This is a genomic window from Aliiroseovarius sp. CAU 1755 (genome assembly GCF_054482655.1).
Window position 1 is genome coordinate 1,027,897 of the sequence record NZ_JBTLRH010000001.1, and the last position, 12,961, is coordinate 1,040,857.

General features: G+C 58.2%; 16 protein-coding genes and 1 tRNA gene. 13 read left to right on the plus strand and 4 right to left on the minus strand.

Annotation, left to right across the window (positions count from 1 at the left end; translation table 11 throughout):
* The first annotated feature begins 10 nt into the window (after window positions 1–10).
* The 4 genes from ACXYMP_RS05090 (at window position 11) to ACXYMP_RS05105 (ending at window position 2,999) form a co-directional block, all read left to right on the plus strand.
* Window positions 11–559 (plus strand): hypothetical protein, encoded by a 549-nt coding sequence (locus ACXYMP_RS05090; RefSeq protein WP_458904725.1) that lies wholly within the window; start codon window positions 11–13, stop codon window positions 557–559.
* Window positions 556–945 (plus strand): MAPEG family protein, encoded by a 390-nt coding sequence (locus ACXYMP_RS05095; protein WP_458904727.1) that lies wholly within the window; start codon window positions 556–558, stop codon window positions 943–945. The genes ACXYMP_RS05090 and ACXYMP_RS05095 overlap by 4 nt, the downstream gene beginning before the upstream one ends.
* An 87-nt stretch (window positions 946–1,032) precedes the next feature.
* Window positions 1,033–2,418, plus strand: a complete 1,386-nt coding sequence (lpdA, locus tag ACXYMP_RS05100) for a dihydrolipoyl dehydrogenase (RefSeq protein ID WP_248369632.1) — start codon at window positions 1,033–1,035, stop codon at window positions 2,416–2,418.
* Between the two features lie 89 nt (window positions 2,419–2,507).
* A complete protein-coding gene (locus ACXYMP_RS05105) occupies window positions 2,508–2,999 on the plus strand; it encodes a GNAT family N-acetyltransferase (protein ID WP_458904730.1) in 492 nt (163 codons plus the stop codon).
* A 92-nt stretch (window positions 3,000–3,091) separates the two neighbouring features.
* Here the strand turns inward: ACXYMP_RS05105 and ACXYMP_RS05110 are convergent, their stop codons facing one another.
* Together ACXYMP_RS05110 and ACXYMP_RS05115 are read right to left on the minus strand one after the other, a co-directional pair.
* On the minus strand, window positions 3,092–4,636 hold the full coding sequence (locus ACXYMP_RS05110) for an alanine/glycine:cation symporter family protein (RefSeq protein ID WP_298567893.1): 1,545 nt from the start codon (window positions 4,634–4,636) through the stop codon (window positions 3,092–3,094).
* A 21-nt stretch (window positions 4,637–4,657) separates the two neighbouring features.
* On the minus strand, window positions 4,658–5,092 hold the full coding sequence (locus ACXYMP_RS05115) for a universal stress protein (RefSeq protein ID WP_298567890.1): 435 nt from the start codon (window positions 5,090–5,092) through the stop codon (window positions 4,658–4,660).
* Between the two features lie 146 nt (window positions 5,093–5,238).
* Between ACXYMP_RS05115 and ACXYMP_RS05120 the strand changes: the two genes are divergently transcribed.
* Complete coding sequence (locus tag ACXYMP_RS05120) at window positions 5,239–5,697, plus strand: Lrp/AsnC family transcriptional regulator (protein ID WP_458904733.1); 459 nt, start codon at window positions 5,239–5,241, stop codon at window positions 5,695–5,697.
* A gap of 16 nt (window positions 5,698–5,713) precedes the next feature.
* Here ACXYMP_RS05120 and ACXYMP_RS05125 read toward each other — a convergent pair whose 3' ends face one another.
* On the minus strand, window positions 5,714–6,364 hold the full coding sequence (locus ACXYMP_RS05125) for a GntR family transcriptional regulator (protein ID WP_298567885.1): 651 nt from the start codon (window positions 6,362–6,364) through the stop codon (window positions 5,714–5,716).
* A 48-nt stretch (window positions 6,365–6,412) separates the two neighbouring features.
* A complete protein-coding gene (locus tag ACXYMP_RS05130) occupies window positions 6,413–7,144 on the minus strand; it encodes a M48 family metallopeptidase (RefSeq protein ID WP_458904735.1) in 732 nt (243 codons plus the stop codon).
* Between the two features lie 128 nt (window positions 7,145–7,272).
* Between ACXYMP_RS05130 and ACXYMP_RS05135 the strand changes: the two genes are divergently transcribed.
* The 8 genes from ACXYMP_RS05135 (at window position 7,273) to ACXYMP_RS05170 (ending at window position 12,944) form a co-directional block, all read left to right on the plus strand.
* Window positions 7,273–7,596, plus strand: a complete 324-nt coding sequence (locus tag ACXYMP_RS05135; RefSeq protein WP_298567880.1) for a TIGR02300 family protein — start codon at window positions 7,273–7,275, stop codon at window positions 7,594–7,596.
* 86 nt (window positions 7,597–7,682) lie between these two features.
* A tRNA-Ala gene (locus ACXYMP_RS05140) sits at window positions 7,683–7,758 on the plus strand.
* Window positions 7,759–7,857: 99 nt separating this feature from the next.
* Complete coding sequence (gene gph / locus ACXYMP_RS05145; RefSeq protein WP_458904737.1) at window positions 7,858–8,514, plus strand: phosphoglycolate phosphatase; 657 nt, start codon at window positions 7,858–7,860, stop codon at window positions 8,512–8,514.
* A 71-nt stretch (window positions 8,515–8,585) separates the two neighbouring features.
* Window positions 8,586–9,560 (plus strand): phosphate/phosphite/phosphonate ABC transporter substrate-binding protein, encoded by a 975-nt coding sequence (phnD, locus tag ACXYMP_RS05150; protein WP_298567873.1) that lies wholly within the window; start codon window positions 8,586–8,588, stop codon window positions 9,558–9,560.
* 66 nt (window positions 9,561–9,626) lie between these two features.
* The gene (gene phnC, locus ACXYMP_RS05155; protein ID WP_298567871.1) at window positions 9,627–10,430 is read left to right on the plus strand and encodes a phosphonate ABC transporter ATP-binding protein; all 804 of its coding nucleotides are present in this window, start codon (window positions 9,627–9,629) and stop codon (window positions 10,428–10,430) included.
* Entirely contained in the window at window positions 10,427–11,239 is an 813-nt protein-coding gene (gene phnE / locus ACXYMP_RS05160) for a phosphonate ABC transporter, permease protein PhnE (RefSeq protein WP_298567869.1), read from the plus strand. The genes phnC and phnE (ACXYMP_RS05160) overlap by 4 nt, the downstream gene beginning before the upstream one ends.
* Window positions 11,239–12,054: a phosphonate ABC transporter, permease protein PhnE gene (gene phnE / locus ACXYMP_RS05165; protein WP_458904741.1), complete on the plus strand. Its 816-nt coding sequence runs from the start codon at window positions 11,239–11,241 to the stop codon at window positions 12,052–12,054. The genes phnE (ACXYMP_RS05160) and phnE (ACXYMP_RS05165) overlap by 1 nt, the downstream gene beginning before the upstream one ends.
* A gap of 2 nt (window positions 12,055–12,056) precedes the next feature.
* Entirely contained in the window at window positions 12,057–12,944 is an 888-nt protein-coding gene (locus ACXYMP_RS05170; RefSeq protein WP_458904743.1) for an HAD-IIA family hydrolase, read from the plus strand.
* The last annotated feature ends 17 nt before the right edge of the window (window positions 12,945–12,961 follow it).

Below are 12,961 nucleotides of genomic sequence, written 5' to 3' on the forward strand. Positions count from 1 at the left end.
AGCCGACAAGGTGCTGAACATCCCCGGCTCTGTCCCTAGAACAGCGATCCTGATGGGCTTCGGAAGTGGCCCATTGGGCATGCTGGTCTACGTGGACGAAGACGGCGGAACGGGCGTTTCGAGCAGCTATACGACTCTTTTGTCCGACGCCCCCATAAGTGGGTTTTATTACTTTGCGTTCAGCCTTGTAATCGCTGTTTTTATTGGGGAATGCTTAGTTCAGTTCGGGCGGTGGTCTTTCTGGAAAATGCTGCGCAAATCGCAGAACGACATTCGCGAGTCGGTGAACAGATTGGTGTTCAGCGACAACAAAGAGCAGGCTGGAAGGCTGCTCTCGCTGGATTTGCGACTTGATATCACCTGCGGCATTCTTGGATCTGCAATCGTAATGCAAACAGCATTCTTGATTTGGGGGATCTTTAACCCGGTCGAAGCCGTCAACGGCGTCTTTACGATAATTCTGGTGTTCTTGATCGCTGCACTTGCGTTCTTGGTCGGACGCACTGTGCTGTCCGATATTACTCAGTCGCTTAGCGACGAAGCAGAATCCGTATCATGACCCCCGAACTCACCATCCTCGCACTCGCGGTCCTGTTGCAAGTGGTCCAGTTCTGCATCTATTCCGTGCTGGGGCAGATGCAGGTGGGGTCGAAATACGCGGCCTCGCCCCGCGACAAGCCGCGTGAGTTGACGGGCAAGGCGGGTCGGGCGCAGCGGGCGTTGAACAACCATTTCGAAGGGTTGATCCTGTTCACCGCCGCCGTGGTCGTGGTCTCGCTATCGGGTCAGTCCACCGCAACGACCGCGACATGCGCCTATGTCTATCTGGCCGCGCGGCTTTTGTATCTTCCCGCATACCTGTTTGGCTGGTCGCCTTGGCGTTCGCTGATCTGGTTCGTGGGTTTCATCGCGACGACCGTGATGTTGATCTCGGCGCTCATATGAATATCACTAGGCAAGAATGCTCCGGGGTGAGCGGGACGATGGCGGACATGCGCCGCGCCCAGACCCTAAATGAAAGGAACGAGACACATGGCAGACTATGACGTAATCATCATCGGCGGTGGCCCGGGCGGCTATGTCTGCGCGATCCGGTGCGCTCAGCTTGGCCTGAAAACCGCCTGCGTCGAAGGGCGCGAGACGCTGGGCGGCACCTGTCTGAACGTCGGCTGCATCCCGTCCAAGGCGCTGCTTCACGCCTCCCACAGCCTGCACGAGGCCGAGCACAACTTCGCCAAGATGGGCCTGAAGGGGAAGTCCCCCTCGGTCGATTGGAAGCAGATGCTGGCCTATAAGGATGACGTCATCGGTCAGAACACCAAGGGCATCGAGTTCCTGTTCAAGAAAAACAAGGTCGACTGGATCAAGGGCTGGGCGTCGATCCCCGCCGCCGGTCAGGTCAAGGTGGGTGACGACGTCCACAACGCGAAGAACATCGTGATTGCCTCCGGGTCCGAGCCGTCGACCCTGCCGGGCGTCGAGGTGGACGAGAAGGTCGTCGTGACCTCCACTGGGGCGCTTGAGTTGCCGAAGGTTCCAAAGAAAATGGTTGTGATCGGCGCAGGTGTGATCGGGCTGGAAATGGGGTCGGTCTATGCACGTCTGGGCGCCGAGGTGACGGTCGTTGAATTCCTTGACGCGATCACGCCGGGGATGGACAGCGACCTTGCCAAGACCTTCCAGCGCGCGCTGAAAAAGCAGGGGCTGAGCTTTATCATGGGTGCGGCTGTTCAGAATGTGGATGCCAAGAAAACCAAGGCGACCGTGAACTACAAGCTGCGCAAGGATGACAGCGAACACGCGATTGACGCGGATGTGGTGCTGGTTGCCACCGGACGCCGTCCGTATGTCGAAGGTTTGGGATTGGACGCGCTGGGCGTGAAAATGACCGAACGGGGTCAGATCGCGACCGACCATTGGAAAACCTCGGTACCGGGCGTCTGGGCCATTGGCGACGTCATCGAAGGCCCGATGCTGGCCCACAAGGCCGAAGATGAAGGCATGGCCGCCGCAGAAGCCATCGCAGGTCAGGCCGGTCACGTGAATTACGATGTTATTCCGGGGGTGGTCTATACCGCGCCGGAAGTTGCCTCTGTCGGCAAGACCGAAGAAGAGCTGAAGAAAGAAGGCCGCGCCTATAAGGTCGGCAAGTTCAGCTTCATGGGCAATGGTCGTGCGAAAGCCGTGTTCCAAGGCGAGGGTTTCGTGAAAATCTTGGCCGATAAAGACACCGACCGCGTTCTGGGTGTCCACATCATGGGCCCCGCAGCGGGCGAATTGATCCACGAGGCTTGCGTGCTGATGGAATTCGGCGGCTCGGCCGAGGATCTGGCCCGCACCTGCCACGCCCACCCGACCTTCTCGGAAGCAGTGCGCGAGGCGGCGCTGGCTTGCGGCGATGGCGCGATCCACGCCTAAGGCGATACGGACGGTGGACTTTAAGGCACGCTTTCGGGCGTGCCTTTTCATTGGCGCGTTGCACGTGATGAAACCGAAAGGCGACTGGTATGACCATTTCACTAAGGCCGATCGAACAGGCCCAACGTCCGGCGTTTGAGCGACTGTTCCAGCTTTACCTGCATGATATGTCCCAATTCATGCGCTGGCCGGTGGGTGCGGATGGGATGTTTGCCTATCCGCAGGATTTGCTGACACCGTATTGGGCGCGAGATGACCACTGGCCCTATTTCATCTATGCCGACGACCAAATTGCGGGGTTTTCGCTGGCGCGGGTGGCAACGGATGACGACGCGATCTTCGATATGGGTCAGTTTTTCACCCTGCGCGCCTTTCGCGGTAAGGCGGTCGGCATCGAGGCGTTTCACCAGACTGTCAGGTGCCATCCAGGACAATGGCAGGTGCGGGTGTTGGTTGAAAACACCCCTGCATTGGGGTTCTGGACCAAGGCGACGGCGGCTGTGGCCCATAGCGGTGTGACAGTCGCTCGCCGGGACTATCAGCAACACCTGATGGACTATTATAGCTTCTCAGCCGGTTGAAGCATGCGAAAGCGCGCGGTCTTCAAAAGAAAGAGCCACCGGCGGGGCCGGAGGCTCTGGTTTTTCTAGCAGATTGAACGATCAGGAGGTGATCATTCGAATTTCCGAATTTCACCCGATTTGAGGCGTGACAGATAGCTGTCGAGTTCGCCTTTCACGATCGGCATCAGGAAATAAAGCGCCACGATGTTCACGACCGCCATGGCAAAGATTGCCGCGTCCGAGAAGTCGATCACCGGGCCAAGATTGGCCGAAGCACCGATCACCACGAAGATGCAGAAAATCACCTTGAACACGATCTCTTTCGTGTGGCCTTCGCCGAACAGGAAGGTCCACGCCTTAAGGCCATAGTAGGACCAGCTGATCATGGTCGAGAATGCGAACAGGATCACCGCGATGGCAAGGACGTATTTGAACCAACCAAAGGATGACGAGAACGCCGCCGAGGTCAGGGCCACACCTTTGTTGCCATCAATGGTCTGGATGGTCGCGCCGCCTTCGTCCAGCAGATACAGGCCCGTTGCAGGGTCGCTGACCAACTGGCCCGTGATGATGATCACAAGCGCGGTCATGGTGCAGATCACGACGGTGTCGATGAATGGCTCAAGCAAGGACACAAAACCCTCGGTGATTGGTTCCTTGGTTCGCACCGCCGAGTGGGCAATCGCAGCCGACCCAACACCCGCCTCGTTCGAAAACGCGGCCCGTTTGAAACCCTGGATCAGAGCGCCAACCATACCGCCAGCAACGCCAAGTCCGGTGAAGGCACCCGCGAAGATCTGACCGAACGCCCAGCCGATCATGTTGGCGTTCATCAAAAGGATGACCAACGCGGTCAACACATAAAGAACTCCCATGAAGGGCACGACCTTCTCGGTCACGCTGGCGATGGATTTCAGACCGCCAATGATGACCGCGAAAACGATCGCGGCAAAGACGATGCCGGTGATCCAGCCTGGGAAGTCTCCGACCACGTTGGTGATCTGCGCATGTGCCTGATTGGCTTGGAACATGTTTCCACCGCCCAGCGCACCAAGAATACAGAAGATCGAGAACAACACCGCCATGAACTTGCCCGCAGGCAGGCCACGTTCGGTGAAACCCTTGGTCATGTAATACATCGGGCCGCCGGACACGGTGCCGTCTTCGTATTCGTTGCGATATTTCACACCAAGCGTACATTCGGTGAACTTGGAGGCCATGCCCATCAGACCCGCAAGGATCATCCAGAACGTGGCACCCGGCCCGCCGATGCCGACGGCCACGGCGACACCTGCGATGTTGCCCAGCCCGACCGTGCCCGACAAGGCGGTTGCGAGTGCCTGAAAGTGGCTCACCTCGCCTGCGTCATCTGGGTCGGAGTAGTCGCCCTTGACCAGCGAGATTGAATGCGGAAACGCACGGAACTGGATAAACCCGAAGTAAAGCGTAAAGATGGTGGCTGCGATCACCAGCCAAGCGACGATCCACGGGAAGGATGTTCCGGGAAACGGGCTGAAGATCAGGTTCACAAACCATCCGGTCGAGTTCGCGAAGATTTCGTTGACCTTTTGGTCGATGGATTGGGCCAGTGCAGGCGCTGTCGCTGCCAGAACGGCCGGTGCGGCGATCGCCGCTGCCTTTAGTGTTCTATTCATAACTATCCCTGTTCGCTTTTTTTATGGAACAATTGTCACTGGCACAGGCGAGATCTGAGCCAAACTGCCCGCAACCGACCCGAAGATTCGAGACGACAAGCCAGAGTTGCCCGTCCGTCCGACGACCACTTGCGAAGCGCCTTCTGCCTTGACGATGTCACACAAGGTGTCGGCAATGCCGCCGTAGCGCAGCGCTTTGGTCACCGGGACGCCGCTGTTTTCCAGCTTTTTCATGACCGGTCCCAAAATGGCTTTTTCAGCGCGATCAAGCTCTTCACCACGTCTTTTGTGGCGTTCTTCCAGCTCGTTTGGTGTCAGGAATGAATAGGGCGACCATTCCAGCACATGGGCGACAACGATACTGGCACCTTGTGCTTTTGCCAGTCCGACCGCGAAATCTAGCGTCGCATGCGCGCTTTCGCTGCCATCGTACCCGACGACGATTTTGTTGGACATTTTCTTCCTCCCTTGGGTGAATTTGTCACGTGTTAAGTAACTTTAGCGTATCAGCACGGGACTTGAAAAGGTTCCCTTATTTCTTGCGGATTGGGATAAATTGCGCAAAAACTACGATCAGGCCAAAAAAATTAGGAAAAATTACGATGGATAAGCTGGACACACGTATTCTTTCCGTCTTGCAGAAAGACGGGGCGATTTCGATGGCCAAACTGTCTGATCAGGTCGGATTGTCCATTTCAGCCTGTCACCGAAGGGTCAAATTGCTGGAAGCGGACGGGATGATCACTAACTATGCAGCGCGCCTGAATCGCAAAGCCATCGGGTTGGAAATACAGGTGTTTATCGAAGCCAAACTGGTCAGTCAGCGGCGCGAGGACATTCAGGCGTTTGAGGCCGCGATCAAGCAGATGCCAGAGGTGCTGGAATGCCATTTGATCTCGGGAGAGTTCGACTATCTGCTCAGGGTCGCGGCCAAAAACACTGAAGATTACGAAAAGCTCTACCGTGAACGTTTGTCCTCGATCCCGTCATTCGCGCAGATGAAAACGCTGCTCAGCCTGTCAACCGTGAAGGAATTTCGGGGTTTCCATCTGGACGTTTAGTCAGCGACGACCTGCGCTAGCTGACCAGCATTTTCAACCCTTGGGTCACGTCCGTTCGGACCGCCAAGCGCAAAGCTGGTTCATCCCCGGCGGCCAATGCGGCCAGGATCATCCTGTGGTGCGTCTGCAAATCTGTGCGTTGCCGGGTGGCATAAAGCACCCGCATTGTCGGCCCCAACTGCAGCCAAACCGTTTCGGCCATGGCCAGAATCGCGGGCGCCTGCGCCCTCAGATACAGCGTGCGGTGAAATTCCAGATTGGTGCGCAGATAGCCAACCGAATCCTGTTTGGCGACGCTTTCCGACACCCGCGCATTGATCGCGCGCAGCCGGTCGATAAGTGCCATGTGGGCGCGAGGCAGGGCGCGCGAGGCCAACTCGGGTTCCAGCAAGGCGCGCAAGGCCGCAAGTTCCTCGATCCGCTCAGAGGTCAGATCAGGCGCCGACACCCGACCTGAGCTGGACAGCGTCAACGCGCCTTCAGCGGCCAGCCGGCGCACCGCTTCGCGGGCCGGTGTCATCGAGACATCATAGGCCTTGCCGATGCCCCGAATGGTCAGGCTTTGACCCGGATCCAGCTCGCCGTGCATGATGCGTGATCGCAGGCTGCGATACACCCGTTCATGGGCGCTGGTGGTATCCGACTGTTGCCGAGGGTGTGCCTGCATGGCGCGATTGTGATCACAAATCCATTCAAGGTCAATATGTGTCGAAGTTCAGCTTCGAAACCGATAGCGGTGCAACTCTGTGCCGTTGGCCCGCAGCCACGCGCGCGGCACCCGGTAGTCCGGGCAGATCGCTTCAACCTGTGCCCAGAACCGGGGTGAATGGTCCATGTGCACCAGATGCGCCACTTCGTGCGCGGCCACATAGTCCAGCACCGTGGCGGGCGCCATCACCAGCCGCCATGAATACATCAGATTGCCCTGAGAGCTGCATGACCCCCAGCGCGAGCGTGTGTCGCGCAACGATATCCGCCCGAAGCTGCGCCCGACGCGCTCGGCGTAGTGATCACTGGCTGCGGCCAGCCTGTCGCGGGCCTCTCGCTTCAGCAAGGCCTCAAGCCGCACGCCGATCTGGTTTGGGTCGCCATGGGGCAACAGAATGCGCCCGTCCACGATGCGCGCCGCCCGTCGGTCATCGCCCACTAAAGGATGAAGCTTGCCTTGAAACGGAATGCTATCGCCGAGGGTCGGGCGCAGTTCGGGCAAGGTGTTCAGCAAGTGTTCGCGGATCCATGCGGCACGGTCGCGCGCAAAGGTCTCCGCCTCGCGCCGGGATGCCCCATGCGGCACCGTCAAGGTTACCCGCCCGTCCAGTTTCGAGACACGCAAAGACAAACGGCGCGCACGCGAAGACGGCCGCAACAACACGCTGACCGATGGCTGCCCCTCCAGGGTCAGGTGTTCGCTTTGGACAAGCTTATCTGTCTTTTTCGACCAGAACATGCTGCTCCTTTTCCGTTACAGGTGCGGCCCGAACATCCCATGAATGGAAAAGCCTTTGACACCCTTGCGCACATGTGGCAGTTGGCGGCAAATCTCTCATGACTCAGACTGAACGGAAAGGGTTTAACATGCCCAAGGAAGAATGGGGCGTCAAACGCGTCTGCCCGACGACCGGTAAGCGGTTCTACGACCTGAACGCCGATCCGGTGGTCAGCCCGTATACGGGCGAGGTTGTGAACCTTGAAACCGGAAAGGTGTCGCGCACGATGGTTGCCGACAAGGAAGACAAAGCCACGATGAAGGACGATCTGGTCGAAGACGCAGATGCCGTTCTGGAAACAGATGACGAAGAGGCCGATGTCGATCTGGGCGATGATGTTCTGGACGATGACGACGACGACGAAGTGTCGTTGGATGACATCGCGGATGTCGCAGCCGACGACGAAGACTAAAAACAGCGAAGGCGCGTTTTTTGGGTTGAACCCATACGCGCCTTTGCATAAATACCGCGCATCGACGGCGGCAACGCCAGCGTGATGGGGCCTTAGCTCAGTTGGTAGAGCGCTTGCATGGCATGCAAGAGGTCAGCGGTTCGACCCCGCTAGGCTCCACCAATTCTTCCGTTCTCGAACTTTGTCCGGTGTGCTTTGAGGTCAGATCTTTGATCGCCCGCAACAGTGGTGTCCGTCCTTAAAACTGGCTAGAAAGCCATCATGACCCTACCTGATGCAATCATCTTTGATCTTGATGGCACGCTTGTACATTCGGCCCCGGATTTGCAAGCCGCAGCCAATGTGATGCTGAACGACTTGGGGCGCGCGCCGCTTGATCTGGACACCATCATCACGTTTATCGGCAATGGGGTCGAAAAGCTGGTTGAGCGAAGCCTTGAGGCGACCGGCGGGTATGATGATGATCTACGCCGTCACGCGCTGGCTGTTTTTCTGGACACCTACGAGACGAATATGACGACCTTGACCAAGCCCTATCCGGGCGTCGTCAATTGCCTGGAGCAACTTTGTGCCGCAGGGGTGCCGCTGGGCATCTGCACCAACAAGCCAGATGGTCCGGCCAAGGCCATATGCGCAGCGCTTGGCCTGTCGCAGTTTTTTACCGCGATCGACGGCGCCCGGCCTGACCAGCCGCGAAAGCCTGACCCAGCGCCGCTTTTGGCCTGTATCGCCAAGCTGAATACGGCGCCGCAGAACGCGCTTTATGTTGGCGACAGTGGTGTGGATTTCCTTACGGCTCACAACGCACGTGTCCCATTTCGCCTGTTCTCGCAAGGCTACCTGCACGCTCCGATCCCAGAGCTTCACGCGCGCGACCAATTCAGTGACTGGACGCTATCCAACCTGCTTGGCAGGTAAGGCGGCGCATATTATTCTCTTGATTGCACGTATCTTTCCGCTCTAGCCTCGTCGCTTAGGGAGGATATTTCATGAAAGTTATGACGACACTTTTGTCCGGGGCGGCGCTGGTCTTCAGCCTGTCGCTTGCCGGGCCTGCTGCTGCTCAGGATTGCCCGCGCGGCGATCTGGACGACCGCTTTTGCGATGTCGATGGAGATCTGATCGCCGACACGCCCACCGATCCGGCCCAGTTGCTGGACCCCGACACGTTGATTTTTGCCTACACGCCCGTTGAGGATCCGGCCGTCTACAAGGAAGCCTGGTCCGATTTCCTGACCCATCTGGAGGCCGAGACAGGTAAGCCTGTCGTCTTCTTCCCGGTGCAAAGCAACGCCGCCCAGATCGAGGCGATGCGGTCTGGCCGCCTGCACATTGCAGGCTTCAACACCGGGTCTAATCCGCTGGCGGTGAACTGTGCGGGCTTCAGTCCGTTCACGATCATGGCCTCGAAAGACGGCAATTTCGGGTATGAGATGGAGATCATCACCTATCCCGGCTCTGGCGTCGAAAAGGTCGAGGACATCAAAGGCAAGCAACTCGCCTTCACCTCGCCCACGTCGAATTCAGGCTTCAAAGCGCCCTCGGCTATCCTGAAAAGCGATTTCGACCTGCTGCCCGAACGCGATTTCGAACCTGTTTACTCGGGCAAGCATGACAACTCGATCCTGGGGGTCGCCAACAAAGACTATGTTGCGGCATCCATCGCCAATTCGGTCAAGTCGCGCATGATACAGCGCGATGTGATCAAGGAAGACGATGTGAAGGTGATCTATAAGTCGCAAACCTTCCCGACCACGGGCTTCGGCACGGTTTATAACCTGACGCCCGAGTTGAAGGAAAAGATCCGAAACGCCTTCTTCAGTTTCGAATGGGAAGGCACGTCGCTGCAGGCCGAGTTTGAAAAGTCGAACGAAGGCCAGTTCCTTGAAATGACTTATAAGGAATTTTGGGACGTAATCCGCAAGATCGACGCCGCCAATGGTGTCAGCTACGCTTGCGAATAAACGCTGTCGGGGCGGGCTTTCGGGTCCGCCCCTTCCAATTAGAACATCTGGGGCAGGGAGGCTTTCATGCTGCGGCTTGAGAAGCTCGTAAAGACATACAAGACCGGGGATCAGGCGCTAAAAGCCGTTGATCTTGAGATCCCCGAGGGCCAGGTGCTGGCCCTGATTGGCCCGTCGGGTGCCGGGAAATCCACACTGATCAGATGTATCAACAGGCTGGTCGAGCCGACCTCGGGCAAGGTGTATCTTGCCGGGACCGAACTGACTGGTCTGTCTGCCGGTGCGCTGCGCAAAGAACGCCGCCGCATGGGCATGATCTTTCAGGAATACGCACTTGTTGAACGCCTGACGGTGATGGAAAACGTGCTGTCGGGCCGCTTGGGCTATGTCGGGTTTTGGCGCAGCTTCCTGCGCAAATTCCCACAATCGGATGTGGACGAGGCCTTTCGCCTGCTGGACCGTGTGGGTCTGGCCCATATGGCGGATAAGCGCGCCGACGAGTTGTCGGGTGGTCAGCGTCAGCGGGTTGGTATCTGCCGCGCCTTGATCCAGAACCCGGCCCTTTTGCTGGTGGATGAACCCACTGCATCGCTTGATCCCAAGACATCCCGCCAAATCATGCGTCTGATCTGTGAGCTCTGCAAAGAGCGCGGATTGGCGGCCATTATCAACATCCACGACGTGGCATTGGCGCAGATGTTCGTGCAGCGTGTTATTGGGTTGCGGTTCGGTGCGGTCGAATTTGACGGCCCCCCCGATGGGTTGACCCCGGACGTTTTGACGACGATCTACGGCGAAGAGGATTGGGAGGCGACCATCGAGAAAGTCGATGACGAAGAGATCGACGACACCATCGAGGCCGCACAATGAGCACGGAACTCGAAGCGATTCTGGGCAAGCCCTGGAAGAAACAACCGTTCATCCAGCGCCGTTGGCTGCGCTGGGTGTTGGTCGCGGGTTTCGTCGCCTATCTGATCGCAGCCTTCATGACCATCGAGATCAACTGGTCACGCGTCTACGAGGGGCTTGAGCGCGGAAAGCAGTTCGTGCTGGCGTTCACCAGCCCTGATTTCTCATCGCGATCGGGCGATATCTGGGACGGTATGATAGAGAGCATCATCATGACCGTCGCGTCTTCGGTGGTCGGGATCGCGATTTCCATACCCATCGCTTTGGGGGCGGCGCGAAATGTTGCGCCCTTGCCGATCTATATGATCTGCCGTGGGATCATCGCTGTGTCGCGCGCGCTTCAGGAAATCATCGTGGCAATCTTGCTGGTGGCGATCTTCGGCTTCGGGCCGCTCGCAGGCTTTCTGACGCTTAGCTTCGCCACCATTGGCTTTCTGTCCAAACTGCTGGCCGAAGATATCGAAAGCATGGACCGTGTGCAGGCTGAGGCGATCAAGGCTTCGGGCGCGAAATGGATGCAGTGGATCAACTATGGCGTCCAGCCGCAGGTCATGCCGCGCCTGATCGGGCTGTCGATGTATCGTCTGGATATCAATTTCCGCGAAAGCGCCATTCTTGGGCTTGTCGGGGCCGGTGGCATCGGGGCGACGCTGAACACTGCCTTTGATCGCTACGAATATGATACCGCCGCCGCGATCCTTCTGATCATCATTATCATTGTCATGGCGCTTGAATACTTATCGGGCCTCATCCGGGCGAGGGTGCAGTAATGCCTGTGCAGGACTACAACGACCAGAAACTCTGGCAACGTCGCACCGGGCGCGAAAGCTTGTTTCACTGGGTTCTTTGGCTGACCGGCGTGGCGATCTTCGCCTATTGCTGGCAACAGATCTCGGACGCGACCACGTGGTTTTTCGTTTGGGACGCACCACGCATTGCAAACGACATCTGGACGCGCGCTACGCCGCCGAAATGGGTATATTTCACGCAGCTGGGCAAACCGATATGGGATACGTTGAACATTGCCACGCTGGGCACCATCATTGCGCTGGTGTTGGCGGTTCCCGTGGCTTTCGCGGCCGCACGAAACACCACGCCGTCCAGATTTCTGGTGCGCCCGATCGCGTTGTTGATCATCGTGGCCACCCGCTCGATCAACTCGCTGATCTGGGCGCTATTGCTGATCGCAATCATTGGGCCGGGGGTCTTTGCAGGCGTGGTTGCCATCGCCATCCGGTCGATCGGGTTTTGCGCCAAGTTGCTCTACGAAGCCATCGAAGAGATTGACGAAACGCAGGTCGAGGCCATCACCGCAACCGGCGCAAGTCGCTGGCAGATCATGGCCTATGGCATCGTGCCGCAAATCCTTCCCGCCTTTGCCGGCATCGCCGTCTTCCGGTGGGACATCAACATCCGCGAAAGCACGGTTCTGGGGCTTGTTGGTGCCGGGGGCATCGGGCTGCAATTGTCGTCGTCGCTGAACGTGTTGGCGTGGCCGCAAGTGTCGCTGATCCTGCTTGTGATCTTGCTGGCGGTTGTCATTTCGGAATGGGTGTCGGCGAAAGTTCGGGGCGCCATCATTTGAGGATGCCCGAAGCCTTCGCCGCTTACGAGGCGGTGCGGCACAGGTTGCCCGCTCCCAACCGGGCAGCGCCTTGTCGCGCGCTGCCAAACCTTGAGGCGTTGGCCCAAGATTTTGACACGTTCCTTCTGGATGCCTTTGGGGTTCTGAACATCGGCGAAACCGCAATCGACGGCGTGCCGGGGCGCGTGGCCGATCTGCAGCGGGCCGGTAAGCGGGTGATGGTGGTGTCAAACGCAGCGGGCTATCCGCATTCCACCTTGATGGCGAAATACAAACGCCTTGGTTATGACTTTGCGCCCGAGGATGTGATCACCAGCCGCAAGGCCGTGCTGCATGCCATTGGCGCGATGCCAGACCGGCATTGGGGGTTGGTCGCGCAGGAAAGCTTCGGCCGCGAAGGAACCGATCATCTGACCGTGACCTATCTTGGGGCAGGGCCGTCAGCCTATAACGCGGTTGACGGGTTCTTGATGCTTGGCAGTTCCAGTTGGACGGACGACGCGCAACACCTGCTCGAGGCCGCGTTGACCCGCCGCCCGCGCCCTGTGTTGGTGGGCAATCCCGATATCGTCGCCCCGCGCGAGCACGGGTTTTCGATCGAGCCGGGGCATTATGCACATCGGCTTGCAGACCGAACCGGTGTCACGCCGCAGTTTTTCGGCAAACCGTTCCAGAACATCTATGATCTCGCGTTTGCCCAACTGGGCGATGTTGATCGCAGCCGCACGGTGATGGTGGGCGACAGCTTGCACACCGACATTCTGGGCGCGCAGGTTGCTGGTGTCGCCTCGGCGTTGATTGCCGGGTATGGGTTTTTCAGTGGGCAGGAGGTGCAGGGGCCGATCGCAGCATCGGGCATTCAGCCGGACTATATTCTGGACCGCCCCTGACCAATTGGACCTATCAA

Excerpts from the sequence above, each read along its gene's own strand:
- ACXYMP_RS05095 (WP_458904727.1), top strand. The coding sequence starts at position 556 with ATGACCCCCGAACTCACCATCCTCGCACTCGCGGTCCTGTTGCAAGTG.
- lpdA (WP_248369632.1), top strand. The coding sequence starts at position 1,033 with ATGGCAGACTATGACGTAATCATCATCGGCGGTGGCCCGGGCGGCTAT.
- ACXYMP_RS05105 (WP_458904730.1), top strand. The coding sequence starts at position 2,508 with ATGACCATTTCACTAAGGCCGATCGAACAGGCCCAACGTCCGGCGTTT.
- ACXYMP_RS05110 (WP_298567893.1), bottom strand. The coding sequence starts at position 4,636 with ATGAATAGAACACTAAAGGCAGCGGCGATCGCCGCACCGGCCGTTCTG.
- ACXYMP_RS05115 (WP_298567890.1), bottom strand. The coding sequence starts at position 5,092 with ATGTCCAACAAAATCGTCGTCGGGTACGATGGCAGCGAAAGCGCGCAT.
- ACXYMP_RS05120 (WP_458904733.1), top strand. The coding sequence starts at position 5,239 with ATGGATAAGCTGGACACACGTATTCTTTCCGTCTTGCAGAAAGACGGG.
- ACXYMP_RS05125 (WP_298567885.1), bottom strand. The coding sequence starts at position 6,364 with ATGCAGGCACACCCTCGGCAACAGTCGGATACCACCAGCGCCCATGAA.
- ACXYMP_RS05130 (WP_458904735.1), bottom strand. The coding sequence starts at position 7,144 with ATGTTCTGGTCGAAAAAGACAGATAAGCTTGTCCAAAGCGAACACCTG.
- ACXYMP_RS05135 (WP_298567880.1), top strand. The coding sequence starts at position 7,273 with ATGCCCAAGGAAGAATGGGGCGTCAAACGCGTCTGCCCGACGACCGGT.
- gph (WP_458904737.1), top strand. The coding sequence starts at position 7,858 with ATGACCCTACCTGATGCAATCATCTTTGATCTTGATGGCACGCTTGTA.
- phnD (WP_298567873.1), top strand. The coding sequence starts at position 8,586 with ATGAAAGTTATGACGACACTTTTGTCCGGGGCGGCGCTGGTCTTCAGC.
- phnC (WP_298567871.1), top strand. The coding sequence starts at position 9,627 with ATGCTGCGGCTTGAGAAGCTCGTAAAGACATACAAGACCGGGGATCAG.
- phnE (WP_298567869.1), top strand. The coding sequence starts at position 10,427 with ATGAGCACGGAACTCGAAGCGATTCTGGGCAAGCCCTGGAAGAAACAA.
- phnE (WP_458904741.1), top strand. The coding sequence starts at position 11,239 with ATGCCTGTGCAGGACTACAACGACCAGAAACTCTGGCAACGTCGCACC.
- ACXYMP_RS05170 (WP_458904743.1), top strand. The coding sequence starts at position 12,057 with ATGCCCGAAGCCTTCGCCGCTTACGAGGCGGTGCGGCACAGGTTGCCC.